15 protein-coding genes are annotated in these 13614 nt (G+C 74.6%); 9 read left to right on the plus strand and 6 right to left on the minus strand.

Translation table 11 applies throughout. The features are described 5' to 3' along the window. The first annotated feature begins 1 nt into the window (after position 1). On the plus strand, positions 2–1195 hold the full coding sequence (locus tag ABT369_RS45940; RefSeq protein WP_350622843.1) for an FAD-binding oxidoreductase: 1194 nt from the start codon (positions 2–4) through the stop codon (positions 1193–1195). Further along, positions 1195–2382, plus strand: coding sequence for a (Fe-S)-binding protein (locus tag ABT369_RS45945; RefSeq protein ID WP_350622844.1), 1188 nt, complete (start codon positions 1195–1197; stop codon positions 2380–2382). The genes ABT369_RS45940 and ABT369_RS45945 overlap by 1 nt, the downstream gene beginning before the upstream one ends. Before the next feature lie 78 nt (positions 2383–2460). Here the strand turns inward: ABT369_RS45945 and ABT369_RS45950 are convergent, their stop codons facing one another. Then, the gene (locus ABT369_RS45950) at positions 2461–3096 is read right to left on the minus strand and encodes a hypothetical protein (protein WP_350622846.1); all 636 of its coding nucleotides are present in this window, start codon (positions 3094–3096) and stop codon (positions 2461–2463) included. Positions 3097–3209: 113 nt separating this feature from the next. On the opposite strand from ABT369_RS45950, the gene ABT369_RS45955 reads away from it, so the two are divergent. From ABT369_RS45955 to ABT369_RS45980, 6 genes are all read left to right on the plus strand, one after another. Further along, positions 3210–4949 (plus strand): ABC transporter ATP-binding protein, encoded by a 1740-nt coding sequence (locus ABT369_RS45955; RefSeq protein ID WP_350622848.1) that lies wholly within the window; start codon positions 3210–3212, stop codon positions 4947–4949. 22 nt (positions 4950–4971) lie between these two features. Further along, positions 4972–5610 carry a GntR family transcriptional regulator gene (locus ABT369_RS45960; RefSeq protein WP_350622850.1) on the plus strand — a complete coding sequence of 213 codons (639 nt, stop codon included), beginning with the start codon at positions 4972–4974 and terminating at the stop codon, positions 5608–5610. Positions 5611–5680: 70 nt separating this feature from the next. Further along, positions 5681–6382: a biuret amidohydrolase gene (gene biuH, locus ABT369_RS45965; RefSeq protein WP_350622852.1), complete on the plus strand. Its 702-nt coding sequence runs from the start codon at positions 5681–5683 to the stop codon at positions 6380–6382. Positions 6383–6393: 11 nt separating this feature from the next. Next, positions 6394–7074, plus strand: a complete 681-nt coding sequence (locus tag ABT369_RS45970; RefSeq protein WP_350622854.1) for a cysteine hydrolase family protein — start codon at positions 6394–6396, stop codon at positions 7072–7074. A 3-nt stretch (positions 7075–7077) separates the two neighbouring features. Further along, positions 7078–8643, plus strand: coding sequence for a regulator (locus ABT369_RS45975; RefSeq protein ID WP_350622856.1), 1566 nt, complete (start codon positions 7078–7080; stop codon positions 8641–8643). 11 nt (positions 8644–8654) lie between these two features. Continuing rightward, positions 8655–9044: an AtzH-like domain-containing protein gene (locus tag ABT369_RS45980; RefSeq protein ID WP_350622858.1), complete on the plus strand. Its 390-nt coding sequence runs from the start codon at positions 8655–8657 to the stop codon at positions 9042–9044. Positions 9045–9060: 16 nt separating this feature from the next. Here ABT369_RS45980 and ABT369_RS45985 read toward each other — a convergent pair whose 3' ends face one another. The 3 genes from ABT369_RS45985 to ABT369_RS45995 are packed head-to-tail and all read right to left on the minus strand — an operon-like array spanning position 9061 to position 11007. Next, positions 9061–9636 carry an HdeD family acid-resistance protein gene (locus ABT369_RS45985; RefSeq protein WP_350622860.1) on the minus strand — a complete coding sequence of 192 codons (576 nt, stop codon included), beginning with the start codon at positions 9634–9636 and terminating at the stop codon, positions 9061–9063. Between the two features lie 13 nt (positions 9637–9649). Further along, positions 9650–10432: a DnaJ C-terminal domain-containing protein gene (locus ABT369_RS45990; RefSeq protein WP_350622862.1), complete on the minus strand. Its 783-nt coding sequence runs from the start codon at positions 10430–10432 to the stop codon at positions 9650–9652. Positions 10433–10461: 29 nt separating this feature from the next. After that, positions 10462–11007 carry an Hsp20/alpha crystallin family protein gene (locus tag ABT369_RS45995; RefSeq protein WP_350622864.1) on the minus strand — a complete coding sequence of 182 codons (546 nt, stop codon included), beginning with the start codon at positions 11005–11007 and terminating at the stop codon, positions 10462–10464. A 155-nt stretch (positions 11008–11162) separates the two neighbouring features. Here ABT369_RS45995 and ABT369_RS46000 point away from each other — a divergent pair, with 155 nt between their 5' ends. Continuing rightward, entirely contained in the window at positions 11163–11558 is a 396-nt protein-coding gene (locus ABT369_RS46000; RefSeq protein ID WP_350622866.1) for a DUF2267 domain-containing protein, read from the plus strand. Here the strand turns inward: ABT369_RS46000 and ABT369_RS46005 are convergent. Both ABT369_RS46005 and ABT369_RS46010 read right to left on the minus strand, forming a co-directional pair. Next, complete coding sequence (locus tag ABT369_RS46005; RefSeq protein ID WP_350622868.1) at positions 11555–12394, minus strand: NAD-dependent epimerase/dehydratase family protein; 840 nt, start codon at positions 12392–12394, stop codon at positions 11555–11557. The two genes, ABT369_RS46000 and ABT369_RS46005, sit on opposite strands and share 4 nt — an antisense overlap. A 78-nt stretch (positions 12395–12472) precedes the next feature. Next, positions 12473–13504 (minus strand): NAD-dependent epimerase/dehydratase family protein, encoded by a 1032-nt coding sequence (locus ABT369_RS46010; protein WP_350622870.1) that lies wholly within the window; start codon positions 13502–13504, stop codon positions 12473–12475. Positions 13505–13614 lie beyond the last annotated feature (110 nt).

Raw genomic sequence — 13614 nt, forward strand, 5'->3', positions numbered from 1 at the left:
GGTGACGGTCGTCGATGAGATCGCCGGAGTCCCCGCGGCCGCGGTGGCCGAGCCGGCCTCGACCGCGGAGGTGGCCGACGTCGTGCGCGGCGCGGCCGCCGACGAGCTCGCGCTCGTGGTGCGCGGGGCCGGCACGCGGCAGGACTGGGCGCTGCCGCCGCAGCGGCTCGACCTGATCGTGGACCTGGGCGGGGTGTGCGGCCTGGTCGAGCACGCCGCCGGGGACCTGGTGGCGATCGTGCGCGCCGGGACGCCGCTGCGCGAGGTGCAGGAGGCCCTGCGCCCGGCCGGGCAGCAGCTGGCCCTCGACGAGCCGCTGCCGGGCGCGACCGTGGGCGGCACCGTCGCGGTCAACGCGTCCGGCCCGCGCCGCATGCTCTACGGCACCGTCCGCGACCTGCTCATCGGCGTCACCGTGGTGCGCGCCGACGGGGTCGTGGCCAAGGCCGGCGGCAAGGTCGTCAAGAACGTCGCCGGCTACGACCTCGGCAAGCTCGTCGCCGGCTCGTACGGCACCCTCGGCGTCATCACCGAGTGCGCCTTCCGCCTGCACCCGCTGCCCGCCGCGGCCCGCTACGTCTCGGCCCCCGCGGCCGGGCCCGACGAGGCCGGCCGGGCGGTGGCGTCCGTGCTCGCCGCACAGGTGGTGCCGAGCGCGCTGGAGGTCGACATGGCCGCCGGGGAGGGCCCGCTCACGGTGACCGCGCTCGTCGAGGGGGTGCCGGCGGGCGTCGACCGGCGCGCCGCCGACCTGCGCAAACTGCTCGGCGAGGAGACCGAGCAGGCCGAGTCGCCGCCGCCGTGCTGGGGCACCTACCCGTGGGCGCCGGGCGACGTCGGGATCAAGCTCACCTGCGCGTTGTCGCGGGTGCCGTACCTGCTCACCGCGGCCGGCGTCACCGCGCGCCTGCACGACGTGCCGGTGCGCGTGCGCGGCTCGGCCGGCACCGGGGTGCTCTACGCGGGCCTGCCCGGCGACACCGACCCCGGCGTCGTGGCCGGGGTGATCAGCGACCTGCGCGCCGCGACCCGGGCCGGGGCCGGGCACTGCGTGGTGCTGACCGCCCCGCCGCCGGTCCGCACGCGGGTCGACGTCTGGGGCCACGTCGACGGGCTCGACCTCATGCGGCGGGTCAAGGAGCAGTTCGACCCGGCCGGCACCCTCGCGCCGGGCCGGTTCGTCGGGGGGATCTGATGAGCGACGAGCGGCGGGACCTCATCGGCGACTGCGTGCACTGCGGGTTCTGCCTGCCGACCTGCCCGACCTATGTGCTGTGGGGCGAGGAGATGGACTCGCCGCGCGGGCGCATCCAGCTCATGCTCCAGCAGACCGAGGGCGAGCCGCTGACGCCCGCCATGACCGGGCACTTCGACGCGTGCCTGGGCTGCATGGCGTGCGTGACCGCGTGCCCGTCGGGGGTGCAGTACGACAAGCTGATCACCGAGACCCGCGCGATGGTCGAGCAGGTGCGCCCGCCCGCGGGCCGGGCACTGCGGGCGGCCGTGTTCGCCCTCTTCCCGTACCGGCGCCGGCTCGAGGCGGCGAAGGCGCCCCTGGTGGGGTACCGATGGATGGGCAGCCCCTTCCGCCGCAACCTCCCCGCGACCGTGCGCACGCTGCTGGACCTGGCCCCCGCGCCGCGCCGGTCGGTCCGGCTCCCCGCGGTCGTCCCGGCGCTGGGCCGCCGCCGCGCGCGGGTCGGCATGCTCACCGGCTGCGTGCAGCAGGCGTTCTTCCCCGGCGTGAACGCCGCGACCGCCCGGGTGCTGGCCGCCGAGGGCTGCGAAGTGGTGATCCCGCCGGAGCAGGGCTGCTGCGGCGCGCTGAGCCGGCACAGCGGCCGCACCGCCGAGGCCGACAAGTTCTCGGCGGACCTCGATCGCGTGTTCGCGGACGTCGACGCGCTGGTGGTGAACGCGGCCGGGTGCGGCTCGTCGCTCAAGGAGCACGGGGAGCTGGCCTCGCGGACCCGGGACCTGTCGGAGTTTCTGGTGGAGCTCGGCCCGGTCGCGCCCCGGCATCCGGTGCCGGTGACCGCCGCGTACCACGACGCCTGCCACCTGGGCCACGCCCAGGGCGTGCGCGCCCAGCCCCGCGCGCTGCTGCGCGCCGTCCCGGGACTGGACCTGCGCGAGATCCCGGACGCGGAGATCTGCTGCGGGTCGGCCGGCATCTGGAACGTCCTGAACCCCGGCCCGGCCGCGGAGCTGGGCGACCGCAAGGCGCGGGACGTCCTGTCGACGGGCGCGTCGCTGCTCGTCACCGCCAACCCGGGCTGCCTGATGCAGATCGCGGCCGCGGTACGGCGAGCCGGCGCCTCGATCCGCCTGGCCCACACCGCCGAGGTCCTGGACGCCTCGATCCGCGGCGTGCGCCCCTGACCCGCCGCCGGAGGCCGGACACGACGACGCCGGGGTCGCGAACGGGCGCGGCCCCGGCATCACGTCGTGCGGCGGTGCTCAGTTCGGGCGCAGCGGGCGGCCCTGGCCGTCGACCGGGCGCCCGGCCAGCATCATGATGCCGTCGATGACGAACCACAGCCACAGGCCGATGGCCGCCAGCCACGGAACGAAGAACAGCATCCAGCCGCAGACGATCGACGTCCAGCCGACCACGACGCTCAGCACGAGCTGGGTCACGCCGAGCGCGATGTTGCCCGCGTAGAGCCGCCCGATGCCGCCGAGGCAGAAGAACAGGCCCGGCAGCAGCTGCAGCAGGCCGCCGACGAGCTTGCTCTTGTCAGAGTAGGGCTGGCCGGTCAGCGGGTCGTAGGCCGCCACGGTGACCGGGTAGGCCGCGGGCTGGCCGTAGGCGGCCTGCGGGTATCCGGCCTGGCCGTAGGGAGCGTACGCGCCGCCCGAGGCCGGGGCGCCCGAGACCGGCGGCAGCTGGTAGGAGGTGCCGTAGGGCTGGCCCGACGCCGGCACGCCCGACGCGGGGGGCGCGGACATCGGCGGCGGCAGGGCGGGCAGCGCGGGCTGACCGTAGGGGTCGGACTGCCCGTACGGCACCGGCTGCTGACCGTACGGCGGCTGCTGACCGTACGGATCCGGCTGCCCATACGGATTGGGAGTTCCATACGGTGGCTGCGTCATGACGTGCAGGCTACAACGCCGGTACGCCGTTTTTCGCCCCGCGTTCGGGTATGACGCGGTCGACGTCCGGGACGACTTCCGGACGTCGCGGAGCACCGAAAAGAATGACCCCCATGGACTTCGACGGGCGCCGTCCGGTGCGCACGACCATGCGCCTGCTCGCGCCCGGCAAGTGGCGACTGCTCCTGGCCACGCTCGCGTTCGCCGTGAAGGACAGCCCCATCTGGCTGCTGCCCCTGCTCACCGCCAACATCATCGACGTCGTGGTGCAGCACCGGCCGATCGCGCAGCTGTGGCTCAACGCCGCCGTGCTCGCCGTGATCCTGCTGCAGAACATCCCGATGCACATGCTGTGGGTGCGCCAGATGAGCCTGATCGTGCGCCACCTCGGCACCGACCTGCGCTCCGAGCTCGCCGGGCGGCTGCAGCAGCTGTCGATCGCCTTCCACGCCCGGGCGGGCGCGAGCCTGCTGCAGACCAAGCTGGTGCGCGACGTGGAGAACGTCGAGCTGATGCTGCAGCAGGTGGCGGCCTCCGGCACCTCCGCGGTGCTCACCCTGCTCGGCGCGCTCACGCTCACCGCCATGCGGGTGCCGCAGTTCGTGCCGCTGTTCCTGCTGGTCGTGCCGTGCACCGCGGCGCTGGTGGCGATGGTGCGCCGCCGGTCCGGGGCGCGCAACGCCGAGTTCCGGCGGCGGGTCGAGGAGCTCTCCGCGCGCGTGGACGAGATGGCCCACCTGATGCCGATCACCCGCGCCCACGCGCTGGAGCAGGAGGCCGTGCACCGGCTGCGCGGCACCGTCGAGAACGTCCGCACCGCGGGCCTGCGCCTGGACATGGTCAACGGGCGGTTCGGCGCGATGTCCTGGGTGACCTACCAGCTGCTCGGCGCGGCCTGCCTGGTCGGCGCGGGCTGGGCCGCGTGGACGGGCGTCGCGCCGGTGAGCGCGGGCGACGTGGTGCTGCTCAGCACGTACTTCGCGGTGCTCACCAGCTCCGTCATCGGCCTGTTCGGCCTCGCCCCCATCGTGACCAAGGGCCTCGAGTCGATCCGCTCGATCGGCGAGGTGCTCTCCGCGCCCGACCTGGAGCTCAACGAGGGCAAGGAGCGCGTCGGCGCGGTGCGCGGCGAGATCGTGCTGGAGGGCGTCGGCTACCGCTACCCGGAGTCGGGCGGACCGGCGGTGACCGGCATCGACCTGGCCGTGGCCGCGGGCGAGACGATCGCGTTCGTGGGGCCGTCCGGCTCCGGCAAGTCGACCATGCTGAACCTGCTCATCGGGTTCATCCGGCCGAGCGAGGGCCGGGTCCGGCTCGACGGGCGGGACATGGAGGAGATCGACCTGCGGACCTATCGCAAGTTCGTCTCCGTCGTACCGCAGGAGCCCGTCCTGTTCGACGGGACGATCTGGGAGAACGTGACGTACGGCCGCCGCGACCTCGACGAGCAGACCGTCACGCGGGCCCTGCGCGACGCCAACGCGCTGGGCTTCGTGGAGGACCTCCCGCACGGCTGGGACACGATGGTCGGCGAGCGCGGCGCGCTGCTGTCCGGCGGGCAGCGCCAGCGGCTCGCGATCGCCCGGGCGCTCGTGCGCGACCCGCGGGTGCTGCTGCTGGACGAGGCGACCTCGGCGCTGGACAGCGAGTCCGAGGCCCTGGTGCAGGAGGCCCTGGCGCGGCTCATGCGCGGGCGCACCACGTTCGTCGTCGCGCACCGCCTCGCCACGATCCGCAACGCCGACCGGATCGCCGTGCTGGCCGGTGGGCGGCTGGCGGAGCTCGGTACCCATGCCGAACTGATCGCCCGGGGCGGGCTCTTCGCACGCCTGCACGGCCTCCAGTCGGTATAGACCGGTCTGCCACACTGTGCCGATGAGGGACACCGAGGAGCTGGCCAGCGCGAGCCTGGTCGAGCTCGCGGTGTCCCGGCTGACCCGGGAGATCCTCGGCGGCGGCACCGAGCCCGGCGAGCGCCTGGTCGAGGAGCAGCTGACCAAGCGTTTCGGCATCAGCCGGGCCCCGCTGCGGGAGGCGCTGCGGCTGCTGGCCCAGCAGGGGCTCGTCGAGCACATGCCGCGCAAGGGCGTGCGGGTGGCGATCCTGTCCGACGCCGACATCCGGGAGCTCTACGCGGTCCGCGACGTGCTCGAGCGGCATGCGGTCGCGGCCACCCCGCCGGACGCGGACCTGGCCGGGATCGCCACGGCGATGAAGGCGATGCGGGCGGCCGACGCGCGCGGCGACCAGTTCGACATGGCGACCGCGCACCGCGACTTCCACGTGGCCGTGGTGGCGCTGGCCGGCAACCGCCAGCTGACGCTCGTCTACGAGTCGGTGCTGGTGAAGATCCAGCTGTACATGGCGCTCAACCTGCGCCGCGAGGCCGAGGTGGCCCGGCCGCACGACGGCGTGCACCGCCACGAGCGCCTCTTCGACGCCGTCTCGGCCCGCGACGTCCGGGCGATGGCGGACGCGCTGAATGAGCACGGCGCACGGTCGTACATCGAATAAGAGCACTCGGACATCGACGCGTTACACGCCATGCCGGTCGATGTAACAGAATTGTCGACAATCGACAGACATGACCAGTAGTGCAAGCATCGGCCCGGTCGTCGGCGCGCAGCCGTACGCCTGGCCCTACGACGGCAGCGTCCCGGTCGAGCGCACGGCCCTGCTGTGCATCGACTGGCAGACGGACTTCTGCGGACCGGGCGGATACGTCGACAGCATGGGGTACGACATCGGCCTGACCCGAGCCGGCCTCCCGGCCACGGCGAAGCTCCTCGACCACGTCCGCGGCCTCGGAATGCTCGTCGTGCACACCCGCGAGGGTCACGACCCCGACCTGTCCGACCTCCCGCCGAACAAGCGCTGGCGCTCGGCCCGGATCGGCGCGGAGATCGGCTCGACCGGCCCGTGCGGGCGGATCCTCGTCAAGGGCGAGCCCGGCTGGCAGATCGTGCCCGAGGTCGCGCCGGCCCCGGGCGAGGTGGTCGTCGACAAGCCCGGCAAGGGCGCCTTCTACGCCACCAACCTCGACCTCGTCCTGCGCACGCACGGCATCACGCACCTGATCCTGACCGGCATCACCACCGACGTCTGCGTGCACACGACCATGCGTGAGGCGAACGACCGCGGCTACGAGTGCCTGATCCTGTCCGACTGCACCGGCGCCACCGACCCCGGCAACCACGCCGCCGCGCTGCACATGGTGACCATGCAGGGCGGCGTCTTCGGCTGCGTCGCGACGTCCGCGGACGTCATCGCGGCGACGGCCGGCTAGGGGCGTCCACTGTGGCCACCCTCGCCGCGGCCCCGGCCGAATTCACCTTCGACCCGGACTCCACCGCGATCCTCGTCATCGACATGCAGCGGGACTTCCTGGAGCCGGGCGGCTTCGGCGAGACCCTCGGCAACGACGTCGGGCAGCTGCGCCGGACCATCGCCCCGACCACCGCCCTGCTCACGGCCGCCCGCGCGGCCGGTCTCACCGTCGTGCACACCCGCGAAGGGCACCTGCCCGACCTGTCCGACTGCCCGCCGGCCAAGCTCAACCGCGGCGACCCGAGCCTGCGCATCGGCGCGCCCGGGCCGATGGGCCGCATCCTCATCCGCGGCGAGCGCGGCCACGGCATCATCGACGAGCTCGCCCCGGCCCCGGGCGAGCCGGTCATCGACAAGCCGGGCAAGGGCGCGTTCTACGCGACCGGGCTCGGCGACCTGCTGACCGCGAAGGGCATCCGCAGCCTCGTCGTCACCGGCGTCACCACCGAGGTCTGCGTGCATACCACCGTCCGGGAGGCCAACGACCGCGGCTACGAGTGTCTCGTGCTCGCGGACTGCGTCGGCTCCTACTTCCCGGAGTTCCAGCGGGCGGGCCTGGCGATGATCGCCGCGCAGGGCGGCATCTTCGGCTGGGTCGCCGAGTCCCCGGCGTTCATCGCCGCCCTGCAAGCCTCGCAGCGGAGGACGTGACAGATGGCCACCGAAACGACCGCATTGAAAGTGCCCTGGTGGGTGCGCGGCGACACGAACGCCTTCTTCGGCTTCGGCGTCAACGTGCTCGTGAACGTGCTGACCCTGACCGCGCTGTGCCTGGGCGTGGTGAAGCTCAGCGAGCGCGACGTGTTCCACGCGATCCTGCCGGCGCTGGGCATCGCACTCGTCGCCGGCAACGTCTACTACACCTTCCTGGCCCGCCGGCTCGCCCGGCGCGAGCACCGCACCGACGTCACGGCCCTGCCCTACGGGCCCAGCGTTCCGCACATGTTCATCGTCATCTTCGTGATCATGCTGCCGGTGTATCTGAAGACGCAGGACGCCACCAAGGCGTGGAAGGCCGGCCTCGCCTGGGCGTTCATCATCGGCGTCATCGTGCTGATCGGCGCCTTCGTCGGGCCGTACATCCGCCGCTACGCGCCGCGCGCCGCCCTGCTCGGCACGCTCGCCGGGATCTCGATCACGTTCATCTCCATGCTGCCCGCGGCCCGGATGTGGAACCTGGCCTGGGTCGCCCTGCCGGTCTTCGCGCTGCTGCTCATCGGCCTGCTCACGGACACGAGGCTGCCCGGGAACTTCCCGATCGGCCTGGCCGCGCTGCTGCTGGGCACCGCGATCGGCTGGATCGGCGGCGCGATGGACGGCAACGCGGTGAGCGCCGCCGCCCACGAGGTGGGGTTCGCGCTGCCCGGGCCGCACCTCGGGCTGCTCCTGTCCGGCCTGTCCGATGTCGCGCCGCTGCTGGCGACCGCGATCCCGCTCGGGGTCTACAACTTCACCGAGGGCATGTCCAACGTGGAGAGCGCCGCGGCCGCGGGCGACGACTACAACCTGCGCAGCGTCCTGCTCGCCGACGGGGCCGGGGCCATCATCGGCTCCGCGCTCGGCTCGCCGTTCCCGCCCGCCGTCTACGTCGGCCACCCCGGCTGGAAGAAGGCGGGCGGGCGCACCGGCTACTCGATGGCGACCGGCATCGTCATCGCGGTGCTGTGCTTCCTGAGCATGTTCGGCCTGCTCGGGGCGGTCTTGCCGATGCCGGCGATCGTGCCGATCCTGCTCTACATCGGCCTGCTCATCGGCGCCCAGGCGTTCCAGTTCAGCCCGCGGGCGCACGCGGCGGCGGTGATCGCGGCCCTGGTGCCGAACATCGCCCAGTGGGCCACCGGCCAGATCGACAACTCCCTGGCGGCCGCGGGCACGACGGCGGCGAAGGTCGGCGAGGGGGCGCTGGAGGGCAACGGGGTGGTGTACTCCGGCCTGCTCACCCTGGGCCAGGGCGCCATTCTGGCCGGGCTCGTGTTCGGCTCCGTCGTCGCGTTCGTCATCGACAAACGCTTCGTGCACGCCGGGGTCTTCGCCGCGGCCGGGGCGCTGCTGAGCTTCACCGGGCTCATCCACGCCGAGCGGGTGGCCTGGAACGCCAACGGCCCGGTGGCGCTGGGCTACCTGTTCATCGCCGTCGTCTGCGGCCTGTGCGCCCTGGCCCGCCCGCAGCCGCGGGTGCCCGAGCCCGACGAGCTCGAACTGGAATCCGCACCCGTCTAGGAGTATCCGCTGTGGACATCGATCGCCCCGACGTCGTGGCCGAGGTGCTGGCCGCGTTCACCGACTACGAGAAGGCGCTCGTGGCCAACGACGCCGGGGCGCTCGGCGCCTGGTTCTGGGACTCCCCCGCCGTCACGCGCTTCGGCCTCGCCGACCGCCAGAGCGGGGCCGCGGGCCTGCACGCCTGGCGCGCGGCCCAGCCGCCCCTGCCCGCGGGCCGGCGCCTCTTCGAGACCCGGGTCACCACGTTCGGCCCGGACCTCGCCACGGTGACGACCCTGTTCGACTACCCGGGCGAGGAGGACCGGCCGGGCCGGCAGTCCCAGACCTGGGTCCGCCTGCCCCCGGGCTGGCGCATCGTCCACGCGCACGTCTCACGGCCCGAAGGCCCCGCCGGGTGACGCCGCGCGCCGGCGGTCAGTGCGCGGCCGCCATCCGGCCCCGGCCCGAGCCCTGGTGCAGCAGCTGGTACGCGGCCACGATCAGCAGCACGCCGCTCACGATCGCGTAGATGCCGATGGCCCAGGCGATGGCCAGCGCCCCCGCGGTCGGGCGGACCATGATGAACAGGCCGGCCACGATCGCCAGGGCGCCGATGAGGGCCATCGACCAGCCGCCGTGCTGGCGGGTCGCGAGCCACAGGTCCGCCAGGCCCGTGACGACCGCCCAGATGCCGACCAGGATGGCGAGCGCCACCGCGGTGACCCCGGGCCAGGCGACCGCGAGCACGCCCAGGATCAGCCCGACGAACCCGGCCACGCCGCGGGCCACCCGCGGGCCGGTGCCGTCCGCGAACCCGGTGACCGGGTTCGACGGCCCCGGCGCCGGGCGGATCGCGTGCACGATCTGCTCGATGCCGGTAACGATGGCGAAGATGCCGAACAGCAGGGCCAGCGCGATCACCGTCACGCCGGGCCAGATCACGGCGAGGATGCCGAACACGACGGCGAGTACGCCGCGGATGCCCAGCAGCCACGCTTCCCTTTTGAGCATGGGATCCCCTCTCTCAGCCTGATTCGTCTCGGGGGTCGAACGGCGACTCGCGGGCCAGCGAGCCGAACAGGGCGCGCTCGCCCGGGGTGAGCCGCTCCGGCACGACGATGCGCAGCTCCGCGAACAGGTCACCGGGTGCGCCGCGGGGGTTGGGCAGCCCGTGCCCGCGCAGCCGCACGCGCCGCCCCGACGACGAGCCGGCCGGCACCTCCAGCCGCACGTCGCCGCCGGGCAGCCCGACGGGGACCACGGCGCCGAGGGCCGCCTCCCACGGGCTGATGGGCACCGCGACCCGGACGTCCCGCCCGGCGACCCGCAAGCGAGGATGGGGCGCCAGGTGTACCTCGAGCAGCAGATCCCCCGCTACCCCGCCGCGCACGCCGGGCTCGCCGCGCCCGGGCAGCCGCAGCCGCTCCCCGTCGGCCACGCCCGGCGGGACGTGCACGTCGTACTGCCGCGGCCGCCCCGCCGGCCCGGCCACGGTCACCCGCCGCCGGCCGCCGGTGTAGGCGACCTCGACGCCGACGGTGACCTCGGCCCGCAGGTCGGCCCCGCGTGCGCCGCGGAACAGCCAACTCGAGAGGTCGACGTCGCCCCGCCCGCGGGTCCGGGCCCGGGCGACGAGCCACCGGTACGCCGCGCTGATCTCCTTGAACCGCTCCTCCGCGCCCGGCTCGGCGCTGACGTCCGGGTGGTGGCGGCGGGCCAGGCGCCGGTACGCGCGCTGGATCTCCTCCCGCCCCGCCCCCCGGGGCACGCCGAGCACCTCGTACGGGTCTCGGGTCGCGGCGGCCACGACGGCCGTCCCCGCGCCGCGGCCGCGCCTCAGGCCGTCGCGCTCCGGCCGACCTGCCCGGTGCTGCCCACGCCCGTGGAGCCGGCCTGCTGGCTCGCCGGGCCGGGCCGCCCCTGGCCCTCCTTCATCTGCTTCGCCTGCGCGGCCGGGGTGTCGGGCGCGCCGGGCCGCACCTCCGACCGCGCCTCGCGGCCCTGGATCGCGATCCGGCGGGCCTGCCGCCCGGCGATCTTGGGCGCGATGATCGTGAGCACCCCGCCCTCCAGGTCGGCCGCGACCGCGTCGGCGTCGATGTCACCCGGCAGGGCGACCAGGTACTCGAACTCGCCCGTCCGCCGCGCGTGGTGGCGCAGCGTGCCGGTGCGCTCGGGCTCCCGGAACGAGCCGTAGACCCGCAGCTCGCTGTCGCGCAGCTCGATCTCCACGTCACCGGGGGCCACGCCGGGCAGGTCCAGGTCGATGCGGAACGCCTCGCTCGTCTCCTCGATGTCGACGGGCGCGCCGCTCGTCACGGGCAGGCCCAGCGCCGGATACATGGCCAGCGACCGGCGGGGACGGGTGACCAGCAGTGTCATGGTGAGCCTCCCAGGGAAGCGGGCTGCCTGTACCCCGCCATGCTGGGCGAGCGCCGGGTGACCCGGTCCCACCCGGTCGGGATGACCACATTCACGTCCCGCCCGTCCCGCCCGAGTGATGGCCGCTCACCTCAAGGCCGGGCAGCGTTCGCGGCATGTACGAAGACGTGTTCATCGCGGAGGTACGCGACAAGACCGGCATCACCGATCCCGAGCGCGCGCGCCGGGCCCTGCGCGGCGTGCTGCACGCCCTGGCCACCCGGCTGCCGGACGGCTGGGTGCACCACCTGGCCGCCGAGCTGCCGCCGACTCTGGCCGAGCCGCTGTGGTCCTTCCAGCACCTGTACGACCAGGAGGTCCACCTGGACTTCCTCGCCGACGTGGCCGCGCGCGCCGCGGTGCCGCTCCCGGAGGCCGAGCGCCTGGCCCGGGCGGTCTTCGCCACCGTGGCGAGCGTGTGCGACCCGGCCCTGCTCCGGCGGGTGTACCAGCCGCTGACCAGCGACGTGCTCGCGCTCACCGAGTCCGACGCGTCGCTGCTGCCCGCCTAGCTCGCGCGCAGCTCCTCGACCAGCGAAGGGCCGCTCGGGGTCCAGCCGAGACCGCGGGCCTTCGCGCCGGAGGCCTGCTGGTCGAGCAGCAGCGCGTCCGCGAACCGCTCACCGAGCCGCGCGCGGGACTCGCCGGCCGTCTCCGGCGCGACGCCGGCCCCGCCCGCGGCCGCCTCGGCCAGCTCGCGCACGGTCGGGTTCACGCCGGAAGCCACAACCAGGCGGCCGAGGCCGGAGCCGTGCTCGAGGACCAGGCGGTACACGACCGCGACGTCGTCCACGTGCACGCTCGTCCAGTGCTGGGAGCCGTCGCCGACGAGCCGGACCCGGCCCCGCTCGTCCCGGGCGGGCGCGAGCACGCCGGCCGGGATGCCGCCGCCGTGGCCGTAGACGATGCCGGGCGCCACGATGCTCGTGGGCTGGTCGGCGTCGAGGACCGACCGCTCGACCGGCACCCGCCACTCGGTCAGGGCCGGCGGGGCGAGCGGCGAGTCCTCGGTGATGTCGGGGTTGTCGCCCCAGAGCCAGATGCCGCTCGTGTGGACGTACGGCGTCCCCGCCTCGATCGCCGCGGCGACGATCGCCTTGTCGAACTCGACGGTGTCGGGCCCGCCCGTGGCCGCGATGTGCGCGGCGGCGTCGCCCTCGGCGAAGCGGGCCGCGGTCCAGCCGGCGTCGAACAGGTCCCCGACGGCCGGCTCGGCCCCGTTCTTGCGCGCCTTGTCCGCGGCCTCGTCACTGCGCACCAGCGCGGTGACGGTGTGCCCGGCGGCGACGAGCTCCCGCACCACGGCCGACCCGATGTACCCGGTTCCCCCGGTCAACACGATCCTCATGGAAGCTCACGCTAGGCCGCGGGGCGCCGTCGCGCGCCGTGTCGTACGACTCGGAATAACGCGTGCGGGGACGGGGTTTCAGGCGCGCAGCGCGGCGGTGGCGAACTCGCGCAGGCCCTCCGCGAGCCCGATCGCGGCCGTGAAGCCCAGCTCGCGCCGGGCCCGGGCCGCGGAGGCCACGACGTGGCGCACGTCGCCGGCCCGGAACTCGCCGGTCACGACCGGCTCGGGGCCGCCGGTCGCGGTGGCCAGGGCCGCGGCCAGGCCGCCGACCGTCGTGGGCCGCCCCGAGGCGATGTTGTACGCCCGGAAGCCCGCCCGCCCGGTCGCGTCCACGGCCGCCAGGTTGGCCGCGGCGACGTCGGTGACGTGCACGAAGTCGCGGCGCTGCCCACCGTCCTCGAACACGCGCGGCGCCCGCCCGGCCTCCAGCGCGGAGCGGAAGATCGCCGCCACGCCGCTGTAGGGCGTGTCGCGGGGCATGCCGGGGCCGTAGACGTTGTGGTAGCGCAGGGCGGCCACGGCCCCGCCCGCGCCGGCCGCCCACGCCGCGGCGAGGTGCTCCTGGGCCGTCTTCGTCGCCGCGTACACGCTGCGCGGCCGCAGCGGCGCGTCCTCGCCGACCTCGCCCGGCTCGAGCGCCGCGCCGCAGGCCGGGCAGCGCGCCTCGAACCGCCCGGCGGCCAGGTCGGCGGGCGTGCGCTCGGCGGGCTCCGTCGCGCCGTGGCGCGGGCAGGCGTACGCGCCCTCGCCGTAGACCACCATCGAGCTGGCCAGCACCAGCCGGAGCACGCCGGCCCGGGCCATCCCGGCCAGCAGCACCGCGGTGCCGAGGTCGTTGCAGCCGGCGTACTCCGGCAGGTCCGCCAGGTCCACGCCCATGCCCACCAGCGCGGCCTGGTGCACCACGGCGTCGACGCCGGCCAGCGCCCCGGCGACCGCGGCCGCGTCGCGCACGTCCGCGCGCAGCAACGGCCCGACCGCCGGCTCCGTGCGATGGGCCTTGGGGTGCAGCAGGTCCAGGACGGTGACGTCGTGGCCGGCCGCCCGCAGCGCGGCGACGACGTGGGTGCCGATGAACCCGGCGCCGCCGGTGACGAGGATGCGCATGCCCCGACGCTAGGCGGGCCCGGGCGCGGCGGCGGCCCGCGTTCGTGGTTCGTAATGGTCCGTCAGCTTCTCGTAAGACCTTGCATCCAAGATCATCGGTAGCGTCCGGA

This window comes from Dactylosporangium sp. NPDC000244, assembly GCF_040300725.1.
Lineage (GTDB): Bacteria > Actinomycetota > Actinomycetes > Mycobacteriales > Micromonosporaceae > Dactylosporangium.

Coding starts and splice junctions, on each gene's coding strand:
- ABT369_RS45945 (WP_350622844.1), top strand. CDS start 1,195: ATGAGCGACGAGCGGCGGGACCTCATCGGCGACTGCGTGCACTGCGGG.
- ABT369_RS45950 (WP_350622846.1), bottom strand. CDS start 3,096: ATGACGCAGCCACCGTATGGAACTCCCAATCCGTATGGGCAGCCGGAT.
- ABT369_RS45955 (WP_350622848.1), top strand. CDS start 3,210: ATGGACTTCGACGGGCGCCGTCCGGTGCGCACGACCATGCGCCTGCTC.
- ABT369_RS45960 (WP_350622850.1), top strand. CDS start 4,972: ATGAGGGACACCGAGGAGCTGGCCAGCGCGAGCCTGGTCGAGCTCGCG.
- biuH (WP_350622852.1), top strand. CDS start 5,681: ATGACCAGTAGTGCAAGCATCGGCCCGGTCGTCGGCGCGCAGCCGTAC.
- ABT369_RS45975 (WP_350622856.1), top strand. CDS start 7,078: ATGGCCACCGAAACGACCGCATTGAAAGTGCCCTGGTGGGTGCGCGGC.
- ABT369_RS45985 (WP_350622860.1), bottom strand. CDS start 9,636: ATGCTCAAAAGGGAAGCGTGGCTGCTGGGCATCCGCGGCGTACTCGCC.
- ABT369_RS45995 (WP_350622864.1), bottom strand. CDS start 11,007: ATGACACTGCTGGTCACCCGTCCCCGCCGGTCGCTGGCCATGTATCCG.
- ABT369_RS46000 (WP_350622866.1), top strand. CDS start 11,163: ATGTACGAAGACGTGTTCATCGCGGAGGTACGCGACAAGACCGGCATC.
- ABT369_RS46005 (WP_350622868.1), bottom strand. CDS start 12,394: ATGAGGATCGTGTTGACCGGGGGAACCGGGTACATCGGGTCGGCCGTG.
- ABT369_RS46010 (WP_350622870.1), bottom strand. CDS start 13,504: ATGCGCATCCTCGTCACCGGCGGCGCCGGGTTCATCGGCACCCACGTC.